Raw genomic sequence first — 21259 nt, 5'->3', positions numbered from 1 at the left:
CTCATGCCGTCTTCACCGTCGTCCAGCGCCCAGGCGGCACGTGAGGCTCTCGCCGTACGCCTGACGCATCTTCGCAAGGACGCCGGTCTCACTGGGCGGGAGCTGTCCGCCCGGTGTGGATGGCACCCCGCCAAGACAACCCGTATCCAGAAGGGCGAGGCTCCCCCCTCGGACTCGGATATCAGGGCCTGGTGTGTGGCCTGTGGCGCCGAGGAGCAGGCGGGCGACCTGATCGCCGCGTCCCGCGCGGTCGAGTCCATGTACCTCGAGTGGCGCCGGCTCCATCGCAACGGGATGCGCAGGGCTCAGGAGAGCTGGACGACCCGGCACGAGCAGACTGCCCTGTGTCGCTCTTACGTCTCCAACGCCGTGCCTGGCTTCCTGCAGACCCCCGCCTATGCCACAGCTCTGATGCAGTCGATCACCGATTTCCAGGGCACCCCTAATGACATCGCCGTGGCTGTCGCTGCTCGCGTTGCACGCAGCCGGTTCCTGTACGAGGGCGGACACCGCTTCGTCGTCCTCATTGAGGAGTGGGTGCTGCGTGCCCGTATCGGCGGTGCGGAAGCGATGAGGGGGCAGCTGCGGCACCTGCTGACGGTGATGCCGCTGCCGTCGGTCTCTCTCGGCGTAATCCCCTTTTCCGCCGAGCGCATCATCTGGCCGTTGGAGGGCTTCTACGTCTTTGACGACCGGCATGCCGCAGTGGAGACGCTGACGGCCGAGATCAACGTCACCCAGCCCCGTGAAGTCGCCGACTACCTGAAGGCGTTCACCGGCCTGTCGAAGATGGCCGTTCACGGCGACCACGCCCGCACCCTGATCAACGCGGCGGTCGACGCACTGGGGTAGGCGAGCGCAATATCGCGCAACTTTGTTGAGCCCGGCTATCCCCCGTTCCTAGGTTGATACCGCACCTCGGGCCACGAAGCCCGAGCAGTGCTCCCCCTTACGCAGCGGGCCGCAGTCCCTCGTCCCCACGTCGCACCTGCGGCCCGCTGCTGCCGTCGGAGAGGAGCAACGGCATGAGCACCTTCGAAGTGCGCTGCAACGCCCCTGCTGCATACGAGCGCGCCTGCACGCTGCCGGAGCCGCAGCCCGGGCACCCGAGCTTGTCCATTCGGATGAGGGGGGCCGCCGACGAGTGGGGGCGGTTCATGCGCCGCGGCGAAATCAGCATCCGGCAGGAGGCCGAAGAGTGACCCCCGTACCGCGCTCCGCCTCTCGCCGGGGTCTCCCCGGCTGGCTCTACGAGGGCGCCCGCGTTTTCGACCCCGGCCGTGACTGCGAGGCCATTGTGCAGTTCATCGGACCGTTCGAAGACCCCCAGACCCGTCGTGTCATGCCTTGCGCCGTGTTCCTCCGGCCCGAGGGCGGTGGCGTGGAGTGGATCGTCGCCCCCGAAGTGCCACGCCAGGCAGATGCCCGCTGACCTTCAAGGAGACCGAAGTGCTGAACCACCGCTTAGCCGTTCGGAACTACCTCGAAGGCCCCGCCCTGACGCCGGCCGACCTGACCATGGTGCTGCTGATGCGGGAGGACGCCGACGACGCCCCGCGTCCCATGCCGACGTTCGTCGTGAGCGAGATCGCCGGCGTCGTCGCCGCGCTGGACGACGTGGGCGTGCGGAGCGTGAAGATCTTCGCCGGATCCCGGATGCGCGATGCCCGTGCTTCCCAGAGCGCTTCTCCGACGGGGCTCATGGCCCGCTCTATTCGCGCCGCGAAGAAGGCCCGGCCGGACATGGCGGTCATGACCGAGACGTGCGTGTGCCCGCACAACGACTCCGGGGAGTGCTGGCTCGCGGATACACGGGGCCGGATGGACCTGTCGGAGACCATGGAGGTCCTGGCCGACCAGGCCGTCGTGCAGGCGGAGGCCGGAGCGGACATCGTGGGCCCCGCGGCGATGATCCCCGGCTCCGTCCGGGCGGTACGGGAGGCGCTGAACGCGGGCGGCTTCGCAGACGTGGCGATCATGCCGCACCTCATCTTCGAGTCGTCCCTGTACGAGGGCTACCGGGCGACGATGGGGGCGGTCCCGCGTTCAGGAACCCGCGCTTTCCAGATCAGCCCCCGCCGGCCGGAGCAGGCCGTGCACGCCGCCCGGGGGATGGTGGACGAGGGTGCGGACATGATCCTCACCGAACCGGCGCTGCACACAGTCGACACCCTGCTGCACCTCAAAGACAAGGTGCCGGTGCCGGTGGTCCCGTTCTCCGTGTCGGGCGAGTACCTGCGGCTGACCGATCCGGCCCCCGACGGCGGCCGGGAGGTGAAGGGCCTCATGGAGGCGTACACGGTCCTCAAGCGGTCCGGCGCCGACCGGATCATCACCTATGGCGCCTTGGACATCGCCCGCGTCCTCAAGGCTTCCTGATCTCCGCGAGGATGCCCGCCGCGCCCTGCTCGAGTAGTTCGGCGGCCAGGCACGCCCCGAGCTTCTCAGGGTCGTCCGCCGGCCCCGCTCCGGCCGCAGTCACCTGCTGGGAACCATCAAGCGAGGTGACTGCCGCCGACAGGTGCAGCAGTCCGCCCTCATCCATCCGGCCCCACGCCCCGACCGGGACGGAGCATCCGCCGTGCAGCTCGGCCAGAAGGGCGCGTTCGGCCCGCACGCACGCGTCCACCTGTACGTCGCCGGTTCCGGCGAGGAGCCGGGCGGCCTCGGAGTCGGTGCGGACCTGGATGCCGAGGGCGCCCTGCCCGGGCGAAGGGGGGAAGACGGCGGGGTCGAATACCTCGTGGACCTCGGGCATCATGCCGAGCCGGCTCAGGCCGGCCGCCGCCAGAACCACGGCGTCCAGGCGGTCCCTGCCCTTGACCCGGGCCAGGCGCCCGGGGACGTTGCCGCGGATCGGCAGGACCTCCAGGTCTGGCCGCAGCGCGAGGAGCTGCGCGACCCGGCGCGGTGCCCCGGTACCGACACGGGCCCCCCGGGGTAGTCCCGCCAGCGTCGCGCCGCACAGTACGTCCCGTACGTCCTCGCGGGGGCCGGGTGTGGTGAGCAGCATCGTGCCCTCATGGACGGTGGTTGGGAGGTCTTTGAGCGAGTGCACGATGACGTCCACCCGGCCCGTCACCAGGGCGGCCTCCTGGTTGGTGGAGAAAGCCGAGCCGCCGGCCGTCTTCGCGACCTCGGCGAGGGTCGGTGTGATCCGGTCCTGGTCCCCGCCTTCCAGGATGACCTCCCGCTTGAACCGCACGTCCGGGAACAGCGCCGCAAGGGGTGTCAGCCACTCCGTGACCTGCGTCCTCGCCAGCTTGCTCGCTCTCGAACCGATCGTCACGACAGTACTCATCGGATCAACTCCTCTCGTCTTTAGGCGGGTTGGCACGGGATCCTACTTGCACCAGAACAATGCAGATTCCGACAAATTGTCACTATGGAAGGGCCGGATGATGTCCCGTCTCCGAATCGGCGCCCGCGCCTCGGTCATGTCCCTCACCCAGACCGCTCCCCTGCTGTCCGCCCTCGCCCCGACGAAGACCGTCCTGGTCCCGTTCTACGACGCTGGCGGAGATCGTGAAGGCGGTGCGCGGACCGCCCTCGCATCCGACGGAGTGTTCACGGACGAGATCGAGAAGGCATTGTTGGCCGGTGACGTCGACATCGCGGTGCACTGCCTGAAAGACACCCCGACCCACGACACCCCGGGCCTGGTTCTCGGCGGCTTCCGGCCGCGGGGAGACCTCCGCGACGCCCTCGTGCACCGCGACCCCGGCATGACCCTCGAAACGCTCCCCGAGGGCGCCCGCATCGGCACCGCTTCCGTCCGACGCAGGGCCTACCTCCGCCGCCTGCGGCCGGACCTGGAGATCACGCCCCTTCGCGGCCCCGTAGACGAAAGGCTTGCCGCCCTGGACGCGGGGAAGATCGACGGCCTGATCGTCGCCTCCTCCGGCATGGACCGCCTCGGCCTCGCCCACCGCATCAGCCACCGCATCCCGCCAGAGCTGGTCTGCCCTCCCCTCGGAGCCGCCGCCGTCGTCCTGCAGTGCCGCGAGGACGACGAGATCCCGCTGAACATCGCCACCAGCCTCAGCGACCCCACGGCCGAGAGGCTGGCCGCCGCCGAGCGCACCGTGCTGCGCGAGATGGGCGGCTTCTGCAACGCCCCGCTGGCCGGCTACGCCACCACCGACGGAGAACGGATCACCGTCCGCGCCGCCGCCTTCACCCCCGACGGCAACGTCCTGATCGAAGCCCACCACACCGGCTCCCACGCCGAGGAAACCGCCATGACCGTCTGCCAGCGCCTGACCCGCCACGGCGCCCGCAGCCTCGGCAAAGCCGCCGCCTGACCCGCCAGCCTGACTTCATGGCCGTCCGGCAGCGCAAACGGCACCCTGAAATCTAGGCTCTACGCCAGCTGCCTCGACCACCACCCCGGGAGCCCACCCGTGCCCGTCCGACCCCCGATCCTGGTCGTGGTCAGCGGCCCTCCGGCAACCGGCAAGACCACCCTTGCCCGAGAACTCGCCCGGCATCTGGGCTGCCCCGCGATCCTGCGTGACGAGATCAAGCAGGGTCTGGCCATGAACCATCCCGGTCACGACCCCGACGGCGACGACCCACTCAACATCCCGGCCCTGGAGGCGTTCTTCGCGACGATCACCGTCCTCCTGCGGGCCGGCACCACCGTCGTCGCCGAAGCCGCCTTCCAGGACCGCCTCTGGCGCCCCGGGCTGGAGCCACTCGCCGGTGTCGCCGACCTACGGATCATCCGGTGCACCACCCCCGCGTCCACCATCGCCCGACGCATCACTGACCGCGCCCGCATCGACAGCCACCGGGGCGCCCACGGAGACAAGGCCCTGCTCGCCGACATGGAGGCTGGTGTGTACGACCCCGATCAGTTCGTCCCCATCAGCCTGAACGCCCCGAACCTGCTGGTTGACACCTCCGACGGCTACACGCCCGGCATGCCGGAGATCCAGAAATTCTGCTGCGGCAGGCACACGAAGGGGGTGCAGGAAGAGGCGTGAACTCCACGCTGCCGTCCGGATTCATGGAGAGGTCCGACCCGCCGGTCGCCCAACAGGTCTCCAGTCGTAGGGAGTCAGCTCCGGAGATAGTACGGATGGGACCGGGCCCCATTCCTTGCCGCGGTCGCTCCGTAAGTCGGTAACGAATGACCGGGGCACGAGGGCAGGAGGGGTGCATGAGTTCGGGGGTCGCGAATTAGAAACCGGCTTGGTGCCCTGTCGTTGTAAGGAGCGGGACGCACACCACCCCGGGAGCTCTATCCGTTCCCCCCGGGGCTCTCCGGGGCGGGCCCGGGCCCTGCCCCCTGTCTGCGTTCCGCGTTGGCGTCAGGTGGTCAGGGCCGTCCACCGAAGCGCCTTGGCGGGTCGGCCGGGCCGCACCAACACTTCCGGCACAACCCATCTGCTTGTCGGCTTCATATCCGCGTAGCGCATCAGCTTCAAGCCCCGGCTCATGGAGAAGTGCTCCGCATGCCGGCCCAGCGCGCACAGAGCCTGACCCAGGCGCACCAGGGCGTCCAGTTCCAGCGCCCAGACATCGGTCACGTACATGGTCCGCGTCAGTACCCGCAGGACGGCCTCGGCCTCTGCCTCGGCAGGCCGCCTCTGATCGATCAGTACCCCTGCGCGGACGGTGCGGGCCCGCAGCTGCAGCAGCCGGTCCTCGCCAGTCAGGTGTTCCAGCTCGGCGATCAGGCTTTCGAGCTCAGCGAGCACCGACGCTCCACGGCCGTGATCGACCGCTGCCAAAGCGGCGTAGTACCTGCCCTCCCAGCGGGTCCACAGCCGCCCGTCGCGCCGCCACACACTCTCACGAGTCCTGACGACAGCCCGCGCCGGCGCCTCCTCGTACGACCCCACCATAAACAGACGGTACGCATCCTCGAGAGCAGCCAGGTGCCACGGCGCCGCGGCACCCATCGCCCACGCCATCCACGAGGACACACCCCACACCCGACTCCGCACCCTCATGAACAGCGAGAATACGGTCCCGCCAGGACCGGTTGCCGCCGGGTGGCGGCGCCTCGGGACGGCCGAACGCGGGGCGCGGTCAGTTGAAGTCATGCCGGGGCCGGTAGGTCCCCGGCATCCCCGTGACCGCCACCCGTCCGGTCCCGAACTGTTCGACGATCCGGTCCCTTCATTCGACTTCACCGCCGCTGTGGGCGAGGAGTCCGACACGGACCGGATGACCGCCCGCCGCCACCTGCAGCTTTCACCGCGGCAACGGGCTGCCAAGTGTCTCCGTCACCCGGTCCGCTGCCAGCCGCGCCCCACCGGCGCGCAAGGGCCCTGAGGGGGTATCCCTCGCTACGCCGTCTCTAACCACCCGTCATGGGCTCGACACTTCAAACGTATGAACTTGTGGCCATTCGGGCAACCAGTCCGTTTCGATATTTCCAGAGAAAACACCGAGCAGCCATTCATCCACACGGAGGTCGGTTTCGTACCAGTCCCCCCAGTTTCGCCGGAAGGCGCTAACGGCCCATTCTCCACCCCCCCTGGGCGTCAAGAAGAGCTTGTCTCCTTCAATCGTGTGCCCCCAGTGCAACATCCCGCCCTCACTCGGAAGGACTGGATGCTTTATTTTCCTAGACTCCCCCCGGGCCACATAATCGCTCATCCATTCAGACTTTTCTGCGATCTTTAGTGGGCCGTAGACGTACAGGAAGCCGTCAATCAGCGCATCACCGTAGCACGCCGAAATTTCCTTGTACTCATCGGGAAAGCACACACCCCAAGCCTCCTCGATGGCATGAAAGTCGCGACCTCCCAGCCATGGAGACGGACCGAGGATGCTCCTCAATTCCTGAAAGACTCTCGCCACCCTAATCACCAACATTCATAATCGGCGGCAGCCGTGTTTTTGAAATTGCAACGGACTTCGACCGTACCCCAGGAGAGGAAGTTTATCTCCGTTGGCACAGGGGACCCTGAATCCCCATAGACGGGCGTGACTTGCACGTATTGACGCCCGCCCCCCTTGATCGATTCGACAACGACATCTTCCGCATGGTCATACATCCTCTGATTTGCCGTTTGATACAGGGGAACAAAATTCCTCGTATCCTTATTAGATCCCCCCATGGCAAATCCGATCAAATGACCGCGCGCACGATTGTCGTCAGGCAGGTCGGTGAGCCCGGGCAGCTTGAAGCCCAACCCCGGTCTCGGCGGCGGAGTGTAGTCCTTATTCGACAAGTCTGCGTAGGCACCGGTGGCCACACAGGTCCCAGCGTGGCGCTTGCGCGGCAGGTACACATGATTCAGCGTCGCATTGAAGCCAGGCCCTGTGTCACACGCATCGTCATCGCTTCCGGCGGCGCCGTCCCCGCCGCCAGGAACGGGCCCATATCCCTCAAGCGGCAACTCGGCCTGATCGGGGGCAAAGTCCTGGCCCGTCACCATGTTGAGGATGTTGACGGCTCCGATGAGCATGTCCCAGCCGTCCTTGGGGTTCCATCCGCCGCCCTTCCGGGGGTCCCAGTTGAAGCGGGGGAGGTGTTCGGGGGCCGGGCGGTTGGGGTTCTGGCGGGGCATCGGGGGGCGCGGGGGCTGGGTGCTGACCCTGGGGGCAGTCGTTCCGCGACCCCGGGGTCCACGAGGAGCCCTCGGTGAATTGGGCGAGTCGGTTCGGGGGCTCCTGTCGGTGCGCCCCTTGCGCATCTGCTCCATCTCCCAGCGCAGGTCGCTGTTCGAGGAATAGCTGTAGGTGGACGTGGTGGTGTGCGAGCTCGAGCTCGATTCGGACCAGTTCCGGGACCACTGGTCCACAGCCACGATGGTGACGCCCGCTGTCGCGGTGATTGCAGTTCCTGCGATAACGGCCTCCCAGATCGCGGCGCCGCCGATGAGCACGAGGGGGAAAAAGTGTCCGCTCGGGTCGGTACCGTTCAGCGGTCCGCCGAAGCCGTAGGAGTAGCGGTTCGCGCGCAGGCCTGACAGCGTGGGGTCCAACTGCAGGGTGTCGCGGCTGGTGAAGCTGCCGATGCCGGGCTGGTACCAGCGGGAGGCCATGTTGACCTCGCCCGTGGAGGCGTCCGTCCAGCCCGACTGGAAGCCGAGGGAGGGACTCGTACCCGAGGATGCCGACACGTTGCCGAAGGCGTCGTAGGCGCGGGAGGAGGAGACTGTGGTGCCGTCCGGGGTAAGGCCGGCGATCAGGTCGGTGTGGCGGTCGGTGACCGCCAGTTGGGCGCTGGCCTGTGTGCCGGTGACGGCTGAGGCCAGCAGGGTGCCACCCGGGGTTCGGGTGTAGGTGGATGTGGCGTCCTTGACCAGGTTGTTGGAGCCGCCGTCGTAGTTGAAGGCGGAGCTGTTGTGCGTCATGACCCGGTCGAGGGAGTCGTAGGTGAAGGTGCTGGTGCCGTTGGTGATGGTGCGTTCGAAGGCGTCGGAGTTGATCTGGCGGCTGGTCCCGCCTTCGGTGACCGTTTTCTCGGTTCCGCGGGCGCTGTAGGCGATGGTCTGGCCGCCCCAGGTTTCCAGGCGGTTGCGGGAGTCGTAGGTCCCTGTGGTGTTCCCCTTCTGGGTCAGGTTCCCGGCCTTGTCCCACTCGTATGGGGTGGTCGTGCTCCCTGCGGTGGTGGAGGTCATCCGGCCGGCCAGGTCATAGGTGTAGGACTGGGCTCCGGCACCGGCTGTGCCTGTGGCCGTCTTTTTCACCAGGCGGTCGTCGAGGTCGTACTCGTATGCCGTGCCCTGGACCTCGGTCCCGCCGGTCGTGCGGGTGACCGCGTCCTTGGCCAGGCGGCCCAGACCGTCGTAGGTGTACGAGCGCTTCGCACTGACTGTGTACTGGTCCCCTGTTCCGGGGCGGGCGAACTCGTCGGCGAGCGGACGTCCGGCCGCGTCGTAGGCGCTGCGGAGACGGGTTCCGGTCAGCGGGTCTGTGGTGGTGTCGAGGCGGCCGGCTCCGTCGTAGGTGAAGGCCGTCGCACCCGCCGCGTCGGTGCGGGAGGTCATCATGCCGTCCGCGTCGTAGGTGTAGGACGAGGCGCCGCCCGGACCGGAGGTGGAGAGAAGCTGGCCGCGGTCGTTGTAGGTGTAGGTGTTCCCGGCGAGGATTCCGTCGCCGCCGACGCCGGTCATGCGGCCGGCCAGGTCGTAGGACAGGGTGCGCGGCCGGGTGGCTACGGCGGTCCCGGTGCCGGTCTCGCTGGTGAGGCGGCCGAGGGCGTCATAGCTCTTGGTCCGCTTGACGTTGCCCGGCAGCAGTTCGGTCGTGAGCTGACCGGCTGCGTCGTAGATGTTGGTCCAGGTGCGGACGTCGGGGTTCCAGTGTGCGGTGGTGGCCGGCTCGATGGTCGATTCCGGTAGGCCCCAGGTGTTGAAGGTGTAGTGGGTGGTCTTTCCGCGGCCGTCGGTGAGGCGCGTGCGGTGGCCCGCCGCGTCGTAGCCGAAGGTCGTCGTGATCGAGTCGGAGGCTGTGACCGGTTCGGTCTGTATGGTCATGCGGCCGAGGGCGTCGTAGGTGTAGGTGCGGCGGGTGCCGGTGGCCGATACCGATGCGGTGGCGTTTCCGTCCGCGTCGTACTCGGCCGTCACCGACCTCAGTGGGTTTGCGCCCGTGCCGTAGTCGGTGACGGTGGTGGGACGGTTCAGGACGTCGTACGCGGTGACCGTGCGGCGGCCGGTGGCGTCCTTGGACTCGGTCTGGCGGCCGAGGCCGTCGTAGGCCGCTCGGGTGGCACCGCCGAGCGGGTCGGTGATCTTCAGCGCCTGGCCGGCCATGTTGTACTCGGCCGTGGTTCGGCGGCCGGCCGGCGTGGTAGAGGCTGTCTGGTTGCCGGCGTCGTCCCAGGTGTAGCGGGTGACGAGGTTCTGCAGGGCGGGCTTGCGTTCGATCGTGGTGGTGGTGAGGTTGCGGCCCAGTTCGTCGTAGGTCGCCTCGGTGCGTGCTCCGGTCGGGTCGGTCGTCGAGAGCGGCAGACCGGTCGGTGTCCAGGTGTGGGTGGTGACGCCGCCGCCGGACAGGTCCGTCGACGTGCCGCTGAAGGTGGTGGCGCCGGGGGCTGCCAGCCCCTGCGCGCCGGCCACGGCCGGCTCCGTCGTGCGTATCAGGTTGCCCAGTTGGTCGTAGGCGTAGTAGGTGGCGCGTCCCAGCGGGTCGGTCATGGAGGCGGGGTTGCCCCGCTTGTCGTACGTCGTACGTGCGACGGCCGTGACGGCGGTGGTCGAGCCGGGCGGCGTGTAAGAGGGCAGCGTGACCGTGACCGGGCGGCCCAGCTTGTCGGTCTCGGTACGGGTTACCAGTCCGCGTGTGTCACGCGCTCCGGTGGCTTCGCCGAAGGTGTTGTAGCCGTTGAGGGTCTTGGGGTTGACCGCGGTGGCCGTGCCGCCGTTCTCCTCGGCCAGGACCTGCGGGGCGATGGTTTCGACCAGGCGGCCGAGGACGTCGTACCGGTGGGTGGTGGTGTGGCCTCGCGGGGTGACCTTGGTCAGTGGGAGGTTGCGCTGGTCGTAGGTGGTGGACGTGACCCGGGTGTCGGTTCCGTCGGTGATGGTCTGCCTGACCGGGTTGCCTGCCACGTCGTACTGGGTGGTGGTGGTCAGCTTTCTGCCGGCGCCGTCGATGGACTGGGCGGTCTCGGTGGCGCGGTCGTCATTGTCGTAGGTGAAGTCCGCGATGCGGTTCAGGCCGTTGGGGTCGAGGACGGTACGGGTCGTCCGACCTGTGGCATCCACGGTGTGCACGCTGGTCCGGCCGCCGGGCTCTGTCCGGCGGGTGAGGTGCCCGGCGCCGTCATAGGTGTTGGCCTCCAGGATGATGTCGCGCTTGGAGCCGTCCGCCTGGGTGACGTTCAGGGCCGTAGCGGTGGCGGGGAGGCCGTCGTCGTAGTAGGTCCGGGCAGTGGTGGCGCCCATCGCGTCGGTGCTAGAGGCGAGCCGACCTGCGGGGTCGTACGCGTGGGAGACGAGGACCAGGTCGCGCGGCTGGCCCGACGGGTCGCCCGTCCAGCCCTTCAGGACCGATTCGGCCAACTGGCCGCGCGGAGTGAAGGTGTGCGTGGTGACATTGCCCTCGGGGTCGGTCTCACGGGTGACCCGGCCCAGTGCGTCGTGGCCGAACGTCGTCTCGTTGCCCGCTGCATCCGTCACGCTCTCGTTCAGACCCAGCGCGTTGTAGCGGTAGGCCGTGGTGCGGGCTGCGTCGCCGCCGGTGGTGTCCTCCGTGGCTTCGGTGAGGAGGTTGCTGTCCTCGTCGAAGGTGCGGTTGATGCGGGCGGTGTGAGTGGTGCCGGTGATCTCGTTCTTCACGCCCGGGCCGGTTTCGGAGCTGATCCGGGACAGGCCGTTGTAGGTGTAAGTGGTGGTGGCACCGCCCGGGTGGGTGGCGGAGACCTGGGTCTCGGTCACCTTCCTGCCCACACCGTCGTAGGTGTAGTTCGTGACCAGGCCGGAGGGAGCGGTGGTCTGGGCGATGTCACCGCTGGCGTAGTACGCGTACTTGGTGGTGGCACCGCCGGGTGTCTTCTGGGTGGCGACAAGGCGGGGCGGGACGGTGCCGCCTCCGACCGCCGGCTCGGTTCCGGTGGTGTAGGTGGTGAGTGTCTGGCGGCCGTCCGCGAGCTGGACGGCGAAGGGCAGTCCGCTGGAGGTGTAGCTGGTTACGGTCCTGTAGCCATTGTCGCTGGGGCCGGTGGAGCGGGCGTCCCGCGCTGCGGTGCGCTTACCGTTACGCGGGTCCAGCAGGTTGTCCTCGTTGAAGAAGTAGCTCGCGTAAGCCGTCCAGCAGGAGTCGGCGTCACGGCAGGTGGTCGTCGAGACGGTGTTGCCGCGCTTGTCGTGGCCGGTGACAGTGGAGTGGCCGTTGGGGTCCGTCACAGTGCGGAGGAAACCGCCCGTGTCGTAGGCGTACGTCGTCACCCCGCCCGCGGCATCCGTTGCGGCCACCTTCCGCTGTCCGCGTACGGCATCGTAGGTGGTGCTGGTCCTGGCACCCGTCGGGTCGGTGACGGTCACCGTCGCCCCGAGGGTGGATCCCCCTGCCCGGCTACGGGCGTTGTAGTGCCCGGCGACCTGCTCTGCGGTCAGCGGGCGCTGGTAGACGGCGACCTCGTCGATCTGCCCGGTGAAGTAGCTGATGCCGTCACCGGGTGATGAGGGCCAGTGCTTGGTGAAGCCGGCACCGATGAAGGTGTGCTGCTCCGACTGGTAGCTGTGCGGGGCACCGGTCCTTGACGCAATCTGCGTGCCGTCGAGGTAGAGGCTCTGGGTGCCGCCGTTGGCATTGAGGACGACGTGGTGCCACTGGCCGTCCGTCACCGGCTCGGGCGAGGTGTTCAGAGCGGCTACGCCGGGAGAGAAGTACTCGCCGCGGAGTCTGCCGTCGGCGCCGACGTACAGAGCCGGTGTGTAGGTACCAGTGCCCGCCGTGGGGTCGGACAGCTTCTTCTGCGTCGAACTGAACAGGACACCGGGCTTGGTGGTGTTGAACCACAGTTCGATGGACATGCCCGGGGCCGCGCGGTGGGCAGAAGGCAGTTCGGCGTATCCGTCGCCGTTGAATTGCAGGGCTGAGCCGTCCCCTACCCCGAAGACTCCGTTCGTGCCGGGGGTGGCCTTGGTGGAGGTTCCGGTTCCCCCGGTGACCGCGACCTTGTTCGCGATCTGGGTGCCGCTCGTCTCGTCCAGGCGCCAGAATCCGGCCGGTGCGTCGGCCAGAACCGCACCGCGGTAGCGGTCTCCGTCACCGGTGACCAGGCGGGTGCGGGCCTTGTAGTGGTCGGCGACGGTCTGGGCGTTGAGTTCCTTGGTGTAGAAGGCGGCTTCGTCGAGCTGCCCGGAGAAGTGCTTGGTGCCGTCGGGCTGGCCGTCCCAGGTGGAACTGGAGTAGCCGGCGCCGAGGTAGGCGTGAGCGAGGGTTTCGGGCGTGACCGCCCCGGCAAGGGATCCGACCTTGGCCCCGTCGAGGTACAGGGTCTGGCCGGTGGGGCCGCCGGTGATGACGACGTGGTGCCAGGCGTTGTCTGTCACCGCGCGGGCGCTGGTGATCGGCGAGTCGTACGAGCCGTGCCACAGGTGGCCGCGCAGTTTGCCCTCGCCGTCGATAAGAAGGCTCGGGTTCCAGTTCTGGGGCTGTATGCCGAGCTCGGTGTTCTGCAGGCCGAGCAGGACGCTGTTCGACTTGTCGGTGCGGAACCACAGCTCCACGGACAGGGACGTCGCCCCGGTGAGCGATTCACCTGGCACAGAGATCGCGCCGCGCTTGCCGTCGAGGGTGATCGAGCCGTCGTCACCGTCCATGAAGGCTCCGACGCCGCCGAGGGTGACACCGTCGCGGTAGGAACCGTCACCACCGCTGGATATGTCGTTTGCCGCCATGGCCCCGCTGGTGTCGCCCAGGCGCCAGTAGTTGACGGCCCCGCTCGCCCGCACGGCGTCGGCGTACGCCTGCGAGCCGGCGGTGTAGGTGGGGGCGGAGATCTGCCAGGTGCCGCCGGTGATCTCCTTGACCTGGGTGACGCGCTCGGTGTTGCCGTCGTAGACGACCTCCGCTCCGGTCCGGCCTGACGGCAGTGTGCTCTTGGTCAGCTTCGCTGTTCCGGTGCGGGCCTCGTAGTGGGACCGGATGGTGCCGGCGTCAAGGGCCCGGTGGTAGATGGCGACCTCGTCCATGAGGCCGGAGTAGTGGCGCACACCCCAAACGTTGGTCCCGTCCCACTCCACGGAGGACTGGCCGGCACCGAGATACGCGAAGGTCTTGTTCGCGTGGTCGACAGGGCCGGTCCGGGTGCCGACCGGCTGGCCGTCCAGGTAGAGCGTCTGGCTGGTGCCAGTGCTGGTGAGGACCGCATGGTGCCAGGCGTTGTCGGTGACCGGTCCTGCCGAGGACAACGGATCGTGCCAGCCGTCGGACTGTTCGAAGGCGCCCCTGAGCTTGCCCTGGGAGTCGATGGCCAGCACCGGGCTGTAGCGGTAGGTCGGCTCGCCGAGACGGTTGTTCTGGAAGCCGACCAGCACACCACCGGACGTAGTGGTCTTGAACCATGCCTCGACGGTGAGCAGCTTGGAGGGCGCCAATGCGGCCTCGGGAAGTTCGATGTAGGAGTTGGTGCCGTTAAAGGAGGAGGCCTTGTTGTTGGTGGCCGTCAGCGCACCGGTGGCGCTGAAGCCGACGTCCCTGTAGCGGCCGGCGTTGAGGCCGGTGCGGGAGACTGCCTCGCTGGTCGCGGTCTCACCCTCGGACTCGTTCAGTCGCCAGTAGCCGATCGGAGCGGCGTCGAGCACCAGGCTCCGGTACTGGGAGCCGGGCGTATAGGCGTACGTCGTGCAAGCGGTGGCCGAGGTCGGCGGACAGACCTTCACCAAGCGGCCCGCCGTGTAGGAGTAGGTCCAGCTCAATGCGGGGGCCCCGGGGCTGACCGAGTCGGTGGACACCGCGCTGACGTGGTTGCCGCTCCAGGCGAAGGACAGGGAACGGCCCGAGAGGGAATCGGTGGCCTTGGTGACCTTGCCGTTGGTGTAGGTCAGTTGCTGTTCACGGCCATAGCCGTCCTTGATCTTCGTCAGCAGGCCGGTCGTGTCGAAGGAGTAGAGGGCGCCGCTCGCGTCACGCAGCGTCCAGCCCCCGCCGTCCACCGCAGCGAGGACGCCCATTGAACCGGAAGGCGCGCTGAAGGAACCGTCGGAGTTGCGCCCGAAGCGGACCTGGCTGCCGTCGGCGAGGGTGATCACGACGCTGCTATCGGGCTCGGGCTTGGCCCGCATGTCCCAGCGGGTGGCCCAGCCTGCGCCGAAGGCATTGTCGGTCCTGGGGTCCTGCGAGTTATAGGTGCGTACGACGGCAAGCTCCGGTCCCACGACCGACACCGACGCATCAGTGGCCGCTGTGACGTAGTTACCGGCCCGTTCCCCGAACCCGCGCCCGCTGTCTGCGCCGCCGAGGTGCGAGGTGATCACGGGCTGTGGCACCTGGGTGGTCAGCAGCGAGGGCCCCGGGCGTGCCGAGGTGCCTTGTCCGTCGTGGGCGTAGGCGTACCAGGCGTACGTCTTGGACCAGCTCAGCCATTCGGCCGGCACCGTCCAGCTCTGTGCGGACGCAAGCTCGGACTGACGGCAGTTCCTTCGCGTTTCCCGGCCCTCCACCTCGCAGACCTCGAACCGGTAGGTCAGAGCGCTGGGGAAGAGATCCTGGTCGGCTGCGGCGGCCCACAGTGTCGGTGTGAGGGTGTCGCTGACCGTGCCACTGGGAGGGTTGGCGCCGGTCAGGTGGGGTGGGATGTTGACCGCATGGACCTTGACGGCGGCCGACGGCACCCCCTGTGCGGCGAAGGAGCTGACACCGTATTCGTCCATGGTCCAGGCGATGGTGTATGTCCCCGGCGACAGCGGGGCGATCCTGGCGTCGAGGGTTGCTGAACCGCCCGGCTGGACGTCGTGGGGCATGTCCGTCCAGCGGATCTTGCTCCAGTAGTCGCCGCCGACTTTGTTACCTGCTGCGTCGTAGAGGTCGTACCTCAGTTTGAAGCTGCTGTTCTTGGCCCAGGTCTGCTGGCCCTTGTTGGTGACCTTGACCTTGAAGGTGCCCTCGGTCGTCGCCGTCATCGGGGTGGCGAACCCGCCGAGCTCGTAGGTGGCGCCGTACTTGGTCCAGATGACGTCGAGGCTCGGCTTGCCGGTGGTGGTGTCGTCGGAGTCGAAGTGCTTCCATGCTCTGGAGTCCGTGGTGGATGCCTTGACGGCGAGGCCGTAGTTCGGCTTGCGTCCGTGGGTCCAGTCATCCACCAGTTGGCGGCCTTCCGCGCCGAGCGGGATGGATTCCCAGGCAGGGCCGCACGACCACGTATTTGTCCCAAGCGGACGCCAGCCATGCGCGAACGACTTGGATGCCAGCGCCGGGCCGGTGGCAGGCCCCGGCCAGCTCGACGTCGTGCTCTCCGACCAGTTCGAGGTGATGGGATGCACAGTCACCGGGCGTGCGTCGCAGGAGTACGACCAGGAGTTGTAGAGCGCCAGGTTCGCCTCGACGATCCATGCATTGCTCAGGCTGCTCTGAACGTTGTCGAAGCGGAGGAAGGAAGCCGCCTTGTTGCCGCCGCCGCTGTGGGTACCGACTTTGAGGTCCGGGCTGTTAGCGAAGTTGGTGTTGTGCTTGGCGTCCACGTACGTGGACGAGGTCGCACGCGCGGACATCGGCGGGTCGACCTTGACAGGGAAGACGCGTTCCGGGGCCGTGAGCCACTTCTCGTCCAGGGTGACCACCAGCACTTGACGGCCGGCATCCTCGGCAAGCCCGTAGGTGACGCCATTCGAGATGGCGCCCTCGTTGGATCGCTCGCCCAGGTTGGAGTCTTCCATCCATCCGGACGGCATCCAGCCTTGCTGCTTGCCCTGGGCGTCGACGAACGCGATGCCGCCGTGTCCGTCCAGCCGGGCCGTCAGACCCGCCAGGGCGAGAGGGAACCGCCACTGGGTAGGAGCATTGCGATCTTTGAGGACCAGGATTTCCTTTACCGAGTCGCCGCCGGCCACCAACGTGACGTCCGCGGACGGCCGCACCTCGGGATAAGTGATAGTGCTGCCCTCGACAACGCCCTGCGCGTGCCGGGCACCCTCGATTCCGTAGCCCACGGAGAAGGTTTCGTTGACGCCCATGCGCACCAACGGGCTGCCGTCTGCGTACTCCGAGAAGTAGATGAGGTCATCGGTGGAACGTGCCTCCCAGCCTGAGCCGGAAGCGGTCATCGCCTTGACCCCTGCGGAACGCGCGAGCGAGGAATCGATATGGCGCCAACTTCCATCGGATGAGAGGAAGTTGACCGGCTCGTCGAAAAAGCGCGTGGTGTTCGTGCCGTCGGGGTTGTGGTACGTCCTGGCGCGCTCGGCGCGCTCACCGGGCAGCTCGACGCTGCGCTTCGAGTCGAAGCCGGCTGGCGCCGCGACCGCCGGAGCAGTTGCCGGACTGGTTCTCGGCATCTCGGGAGCCGGCCGTCCGTCCAGGTCAGGGCGGCTGACCCCACCGGCGGGCGGGAGCTCGTCCGGAGCCGCCTGCACGCCGCCCCGACCATCGTTCGCCACGGCGTCGGTCGCCCCGCTGGGAGCATCGTGTCCCAGCCCACGTGCCGATCCCCATGCCTGTTTGGGACGTTCGCCCGGCGCGGGAACCCTCTTGTCGGCCACCCATCGGACTGCGGCCGTCGCCGCCTGCTCAGTACCGGCCAAGATCGCCATGACGAAAGCCACAGCGAGAACAAGCGAACGCGCAACACGCACGGAGATCCCCCACAAGAAACCTACAAGTGGGGCTATTCCTAGAGCCCTTCACAGACTCTCCGCAATGTCCACACCGAGCGGCAAGGCTGGACCCCCTGAAGTCGTGGCTGAAAAATGCCCCTAAGTCATTACGGCCGATCCACAGCCGGCGGGATGCGCGTGAGAATGATCACTCCGGCTGCGGCGAACCGCCGACGCCCAGGGCGGCCCTCGTAAGCTCCTCAAGTGGACAACCACCCCCAGGGGTTGCCTACTGGCACTCATGTGTTCACCTGGAGCGGATCTGGTCAAGGATGTCAATCCCCTCGTTTCGTGGAGACCTCCTATATGCGGCCAGCCCCATGGTGAGGCCGGCCCAGTACTCGCGTTCTCTTGAAGTCGCACACGCTCTCGGTCTGCGACGACACCTTGTGGGGCGTCAACCGTCGCCGCAAGGGCAGCAGCCCCACCTGGGCTGAGCTGCGAACAATCCGCGCGGCCCGCCCGGACGGCGCTCCGATCTACGTGATCATGGAGTCGCCCACAAGAACTGGCGGATCAGGGGATGGGCGAAGAAGAACAAGGTCGAGCTGTGCCTCACCCCGACCAACGCCTCGTGGGCGAACGCGATCGAGGCGCAGTTCGGACTTCTCTTGGGCCAGACAGCTCCTGTCCGGATGTGCTCTCGGAGCCCTCCTGGCCATCGCGAGGCCTGGTCCAGGTGACGGCCACCGGGTCCGCTGGCCCGGAACGACTTCCTCGGAGAAAGGACGACTGCATGAAGCGCGCGGCCCCGAGGACGTCAGGGACGATCCGTGAATGACGAGGCTGTCTTCATACGACACGCACGGACCCGCCAGTACGTGTACAACTCTCGCAATCCCGTGGGCCGCGCCCTCATCGTCATCGCGCCGATCGTCGCGACCGGTGTCCTCTACTCGCTCTACAGCAGTTGGCACTGGAGCGAGGGCGAACTTCGCACGGCTGTCTACCAAGCCGCCGGCACCCTGAACGCCAAACCCCATTACGCAAGCCGCGCCACGTCCCAGGAGGACCTGGTTCGCAACGCCGTCCTGGACACCGGCACAGGTCCGGGCCATGGGCTGAGCGTCCAAGGCAATGGTGTCGCCGGCTACAGGATCTCCACGGAAAACACCGGAACGGTGTTCTGCATGCGCCTGATCTTGACGCCGGTAGCCTCCGGCGCACCCTTTCCGGCCGCCCTCGAGCGCCACCATGTCATCGCGACCGTCACCGAGGGCTCCTGCTGAAAGCCATGGCATCAGCACTGCCCCGAAACCCAGGAGGATCATTGACTGGGGAACCCGTCTTCGTACGAAGCAACTGGGGGACCAGCCGGTATGTGTACAACCACCGCAACCCGGTGGGCCTCGCGCTCATAGTCATCACGCCGTTCATCGCCATCGGCGCCATGATCGGCTTCTGGAACAGCTCCCGGTGGAGCGAGAGCGAACTGCGCACGGCTGTCTACCGGGGCGCCGCGAATCTCAACGGAAGCACGCAGTACGTCAGCCCCGACATGCAACTCGGAACCCTGATCAGGGACGCGGTCGAGGACAGCGGCACGGGGCCCGGGCTCGGCCTCGACGTGTCCCGTGCCGTCATGGCGGGCGACACGCACCGGTACACCGTCTCGACCGACGACACCGACAAGGAGTACTGCATACGCATCACCATGACGCGGGTGGACCCGGACAGCCGCTTCCCGTTCCTCCGCCAGGACCACCACATCACCGCCGCGGCGAGCGACGGCTCCTGCTGAAGGGTGGGCAGCCGGGCGCCCTGCGTCCCGGGCCTGCCGGGCGGTGCGCCCCCTCAACCCGTGGAGCACCCCACCCTCTGAACTCGTGGTCGTCCAAATCACGCAGCGAGATCAGCCTGACCGAGGACAGCCGCCCGCTGCTGAGCTATTGGGCCACAGGTGGGGCAGGACGAAGTCATACCAAGCCATCGAGTGGGCGTTGCTGGCGACGCTGCCCCTTGGCCAGCTGCCGCACCCATTGCGGCCGCGGGGCAGAACCCGCGCCAGCACGGCCCGCCGCCCCGCTGCAACTGCGGATCCTCGTACCGCCCCGCGCTGTCGGTTTCGGCGCCGCCTGTGGCACGCCGACTTCAAACTGGCTGCGTCATTGGGAGCGTGGCGTCGGCGTACTCGCCCAGGAAGGTGCCGACCGCGAGCGCAACGGCCCCAGCCAGAAGGGCGAGTCCGAAGAGCAGGACGCCCAGGCCGAACACCGTGTCCCAGAACTTGCGGCCCCAGGAGTGGCAGACGGCGGCGGTGGCCGGCTTCGTCGGGTGGTAGGCGATGGGCACGGTGGCGGCGCTGCCCTTCACGTACATGCGGTGGCTCGTCCCGCTCGTGTCCGTGTAGGTGTAGTTGCCGGACCTGCCGAGCAGGTCGCTGGTGTCCGAGACCCGGACCGCTTCCACGGTGATGCTGTACCGGGGCAGGTACCACGCCTGGTACGGCAGCCACAGCCCGCCAGCACCGACGGCGGTGATACCGGTGCCGAAGGAGGAACCGGCGCGGGCTTGGTTCTACTGCCTCGCCAACAGACTTGGTGAACAAAGCCCCCTCAGCAATCCCATCACGGCCGGTGTGTGCCGACGGCCCGTGCCCGTCACCCGTTCCTACCTCAGCGTCGGTTCTGCGTGCACCGCTCGACCTCGAGCGCCCGGAAACTCATCGCCCAGTTCTTCGTCAACCCTTACATGTCGTCTCCCGGTACGCCGCTCCGGCCTTCCTGACCTCGGAGGTCTGCACATTCCCGGCGGCCCCTCCCTTCGCGGCGAGGGCCTCTAAGGCATCGCTGGAATCCTCCACCGCGGCCCAGAAGCGCAGGGCACGCTCGGTGGGATGGCGTACGAGGTCGCGCTCCGGGCCGTGCGCCGCCGCGAGGGATGACGGCGGCCTTCCACTGAGTATCTGGGCGGTACGGTCCCGGGGAACGCCTCCAGGGCCGCACCCTGTCAGTGCTGCCGGGGCCAGGGAGGGGGATGGCCTTCCAGCCCTGGTCCAGGATCGAGTTGTTCTCCAGGAACTCGTGCCTTGTGAACCACTGCGCCGTCATTTTGGGCCAGGACAGAGTCGGCGGCGAGGCGTTGACGCGCCTGGTGGAGGTGGACCCGGACTGTGCTGGGGCTGATGCGCATCTGCTGAGCGATGCGAGCTGTGGGGGTGCCAAGTGCCCAAAGCCAGGTGACCTGCCGCATGCGGCAGGGTAGCCGGTTGAGTGCGTCGGTCAGGGCACTGTTGCGGAAGCTCTCGATGACGATGTCTTCGGGGCTTCGTTCGATTTCGTTGCTGTCCAGGATCTCGCCTGTCGTCACCTCTCGCCTGAACCGTGGCGAGCGGAAGTGGTCGGCCACAAGGTTGCGAGCGATGGCAACCAGCCAGGCGCCAAAGTCGCGGCCTTGCCAAGTGAACGTATTCAGGCGCCGGAATGCATGAACGAATACGTCGCTACACAGGTCTTCAGCGAGCGATGGGACGCCGACCCGGTAGTAGACGTACCGGTACACCGTTTCGCCGTAGGCAGAGTAGAGCTGCGCGAAGGCCTCGCCGTCGCCGGCCTTGGCATCTTCCACGCACCGCACCATGCTTCGGCTTCCATACGCCGGTCCCCCGCCCGGGGGGTGGGGGACCGGTGATGCCGATTTTGGCATTACCCCTCGATCGCTGGGGCGCCGAGGCGGTACAGAACGATCCACAATGTGGCTCCGGCCTGGACGAGAGCCGCGGTGCTGGCCGCAACCGCCGGGGTCGGCACGGCGATGGACACTGCCGTCGCCAACAGGATGATGACCACGAGCACGATCGCTTGGACGTAACGTGGGATCGGCGTGCCGGACGGGTGCAGAGAATGTCGCATGGCGTGAACTCCCTTGTCTGAGAGGGCCTTTCACCGCGCTCCGGCCAAGGACTCCGGCGGAAAGCCCCGCGAGGCTGACACCTCACAGTGTGGGACTGGTCACACCGTTCGGCCAAGGTCCTTGTGCAGTGGACAAGTTCACATGTCCTGGACTAAACACCTCAGCTGGAATCATCGTTA

At 67.6% G+C, this 21259-nt stretch carries 14 protein-coding genes and 1 pseudogene; 8 read left to right on the top strand and 7 right to left on the bottom strand.

Features of this window, described 5'->3' with window-relative positions; all coding sequences use genetic code 11:
• Positions 1 to 3 precede the first annotated feature (3 nt).
• The 3 genes from ACIPXC_RS12270 to ACIPXC_RS12260 all read left to right on the top strand — a co-directional run bounded on the left by ACIPXC_RS12270 (position 4) and on the right by ACIPXC_RS12260 (position 2379).
• Positions 4 to 852 (top strand): helix-turn-helix domain-containing protein, encoded by an 849-nt coding sequence (locus tag ACIPXC_RS12270; RefSeq protein ID WP_401616110.1) that lies wholly within the window; start codon positions 4 to 6, stop codon positions 850 to 852.
• A 173-nt stretch (positions 853 to 1025) separates the two neighbouring features.
• Positions 1026 to 1202 (top strand): hypothetical protein, encoded by a 177-nt coding sequence (locus ACIPXC_RS12265; protein ID WP_401616108.1) that lies wholly within the window; start codon positions 1026 to 1028, stop codon positions 1200 to 1202.
• 247 nt (positions 1203 to 1449) lie between these two features.
• Positions 1450 to 2379: a hypothetical protein gene (locus tag ACIPXC_RS12260; RefSeq protein WP_401616106.1), complete on the top strand. Its 930-nt coding sequence runs from the start codon at positions 1450 to 1452 to the stop codon at positions 2377 to 2379.
• Here the strand turns inward: ACIPXC_RS12260 and hemC (ACIPXC_RS12255) are convergent.
• Entirely contained in the window at positions 2366 to 3301 is a 936-nt protein-coding gene (hemC, locus tag ACIPXC_RS12255) for a hydroxymethylbilane synthase (RefSeq protein ID WP_401616104.1), read from the bottom strand. The two genes, ACIPXC_RS12260 and hemC (ACIPXC_RS12255), sit on opposite strands and share 14 nt — an antisense overlap.
• 100 nt (positions 3302 to 3401) lie before the next feature.
• Between hemC (ACIPXC_RS12255) and hemC (ACIPXC_RS12250) the strand changes: the two genes are divergently transcribed.
• Positions 3402 to 4304 (top strand): hydroxymethylbilane synthase, encoded by a 903-nt coding sequence (hemC, locus tag ACIPXC_RS12250; protein ID WP_401616102.1) that lies wholly within the window; start codon positions 3402 to 3404, stop codon positions 4302 to 4304.
• A gap of 99 nt (positions 4305 to 4403) precedes the next feature.
• Positions 4404 to 4988, top strand: coding sequence for an AAA family ATPase (locus tag ACIPXC_RS12245; RefSeq protein ID WP_401616100.1), 585 nt, complete (start codon positions 4404 to 4406; stop codon positions 4986 to 4988).
• 327 nt (positions 4989 to 5315) lie between these two features.
• Here ACIPXC_RS12245 and ACIPXC_RS12240 read toward each other — a convergent pair whose 3' ends face one another.
• The 3 genes from ACIPXC_RS12240 to ACIPXC_RS12230 all read right to left on the bottom strand — a co-directional run bounded on the left by ACIPXC_RS12240 (position 5316) and on the right by ACIPXC_RS12230 (position 16910).
• Positions 5316 to 5921, bottom strand: coding sequence for a hypothetical protein (locus tag ACIPXC_RS12240; protein ID WP_401616098.1), 606 nt, complete (start codon positions 5919 to 5921; stop codon positions 5316 to 5318).
• Positions 5922 to 6321: 400 nt separating this feature from the next.
• Positions 6322 to 6723 carry a hypothetical protein gene (locus ACIPXC_RS12235; RefSeq protein WP_401616096.1) on the bottom strand — a complete coding sequence of 134 codons (402 nt, stop codon included), beginning with the start codon at positions 6721 to 6723 and terminating at the stop codon, positions 6322 to 6324.
• Positions 6724 to 6821: 98 nt separating this feature from the next.
• A complete protein-coding gene (locus ACIPXC_RS12230; RefSeq protein WP_401616094.1) occupies positions 6822 to 16910 on the bottom strand; it encodes a LamG-like jellyroll fold domain-containing protein in 10089 nt (3362 codons plus the stop codon).
• A gap of 687 nt (positions 16911 to 17597) precedes the next feature.
• On the opposite strand from ACIPXC_RS12230, the pseudogene ACIPXC_RS12225 reads away from it, so the two are divergent.
• From ACIPXC_RS12225 to ACIPXC_RS12215, 3 genes and pseudogenes are all read left to right on the top strand, one after another.
• Positions 17598 to 17911, top strand: a pseudogene (locus tag ACIPXC_RS12225) (hypothetical protein); the annotation flags it as partial.
• A 90-nt stretch (positions 17912 to 18001) separates the two neighbouring features.
• On the top strand, positions 18002 to 18457 hold the full coding sequence (locus ACIPXC_RS12220; protein ID WP_401616092.1) for a hypothetical protein: 456 nt from the start codon (positions 18002 to 18004) through the stop codon (positions 18455 to 18457).
• A 41-nt stretch (positions 18458 to 18498) separates the two neighbouring features.
• Positions 18499 to 18969, top strand: coding sequence for a hypothetical protein (locus ACIPXC_RS12215; RefSeq protein ID WP_401616090.1), 471 nt, complete (start codon positions 18499 to 18501; stop codon positions 18967 to 18969).
• 350 nt (positions 18970 to 19319) lie between these two features.
• Here the strand turns inward: ACIPXC_RS12215 and ACIPXC_RS12210 are convergent, their stop codons facing one another.
• The 3 genes from ACIPXC_RS12210 to ACIPXC_RS12200 all read right to left on the bottom strand — a co-directional run bounded on the left by ACIPXC_RS12210 (position 19320) and on the right by ACIPXC_RS12200 (position 21079).
• Positions 19320 to 19637, bottom strand: coding sequence for a hypothetical protein (locus ACIPXC_RS12210; protein ID WP_401616088.1), 318 nt, complete (start codon positions 19635 to 19637; stop codon positions 19320 to 19322).
• Positions 19638 to 20177: 540 nt separating this feature from the next.
• Positions 20178 to 20795, bottom strand: a complete 618-nt coding sequence (locus ACIPXC_RS12205) for a sigma-70 family RNA polymerase sigma factor (RefSeq protein WP_401616086.1) — start codon at positions 20793 to 20795, stop codon at positions 20178 to 20180.
• Positions 20796 to 20872: 77 nt separating this feature from the next.
• On the bottom strand, positions 20873 to 21079 hold the full coding sequence (locus ACIPXC_RS12200; RefSeq protein ID WP_401616084.1) for a hypothetical protein: 207 nt from the start codon (positions 21077 to 21079) through the stop codon (positions 20873 to 20875).
• Positions 21080 to 21259: the final 180 nt, after the last annotated feature.

The organism is Streptomyces sp. NPDC090021, assembly GCF_044748225.1.
Taxonomy (GTDB): Bacteria; Actinomycetota; Actinomycetes; order Streptomycetales; family Streptomycetaceae; genus Streptomyces.
This window is presented reverse-complemented; position numbering and strand designations above follow the sequence as displayed.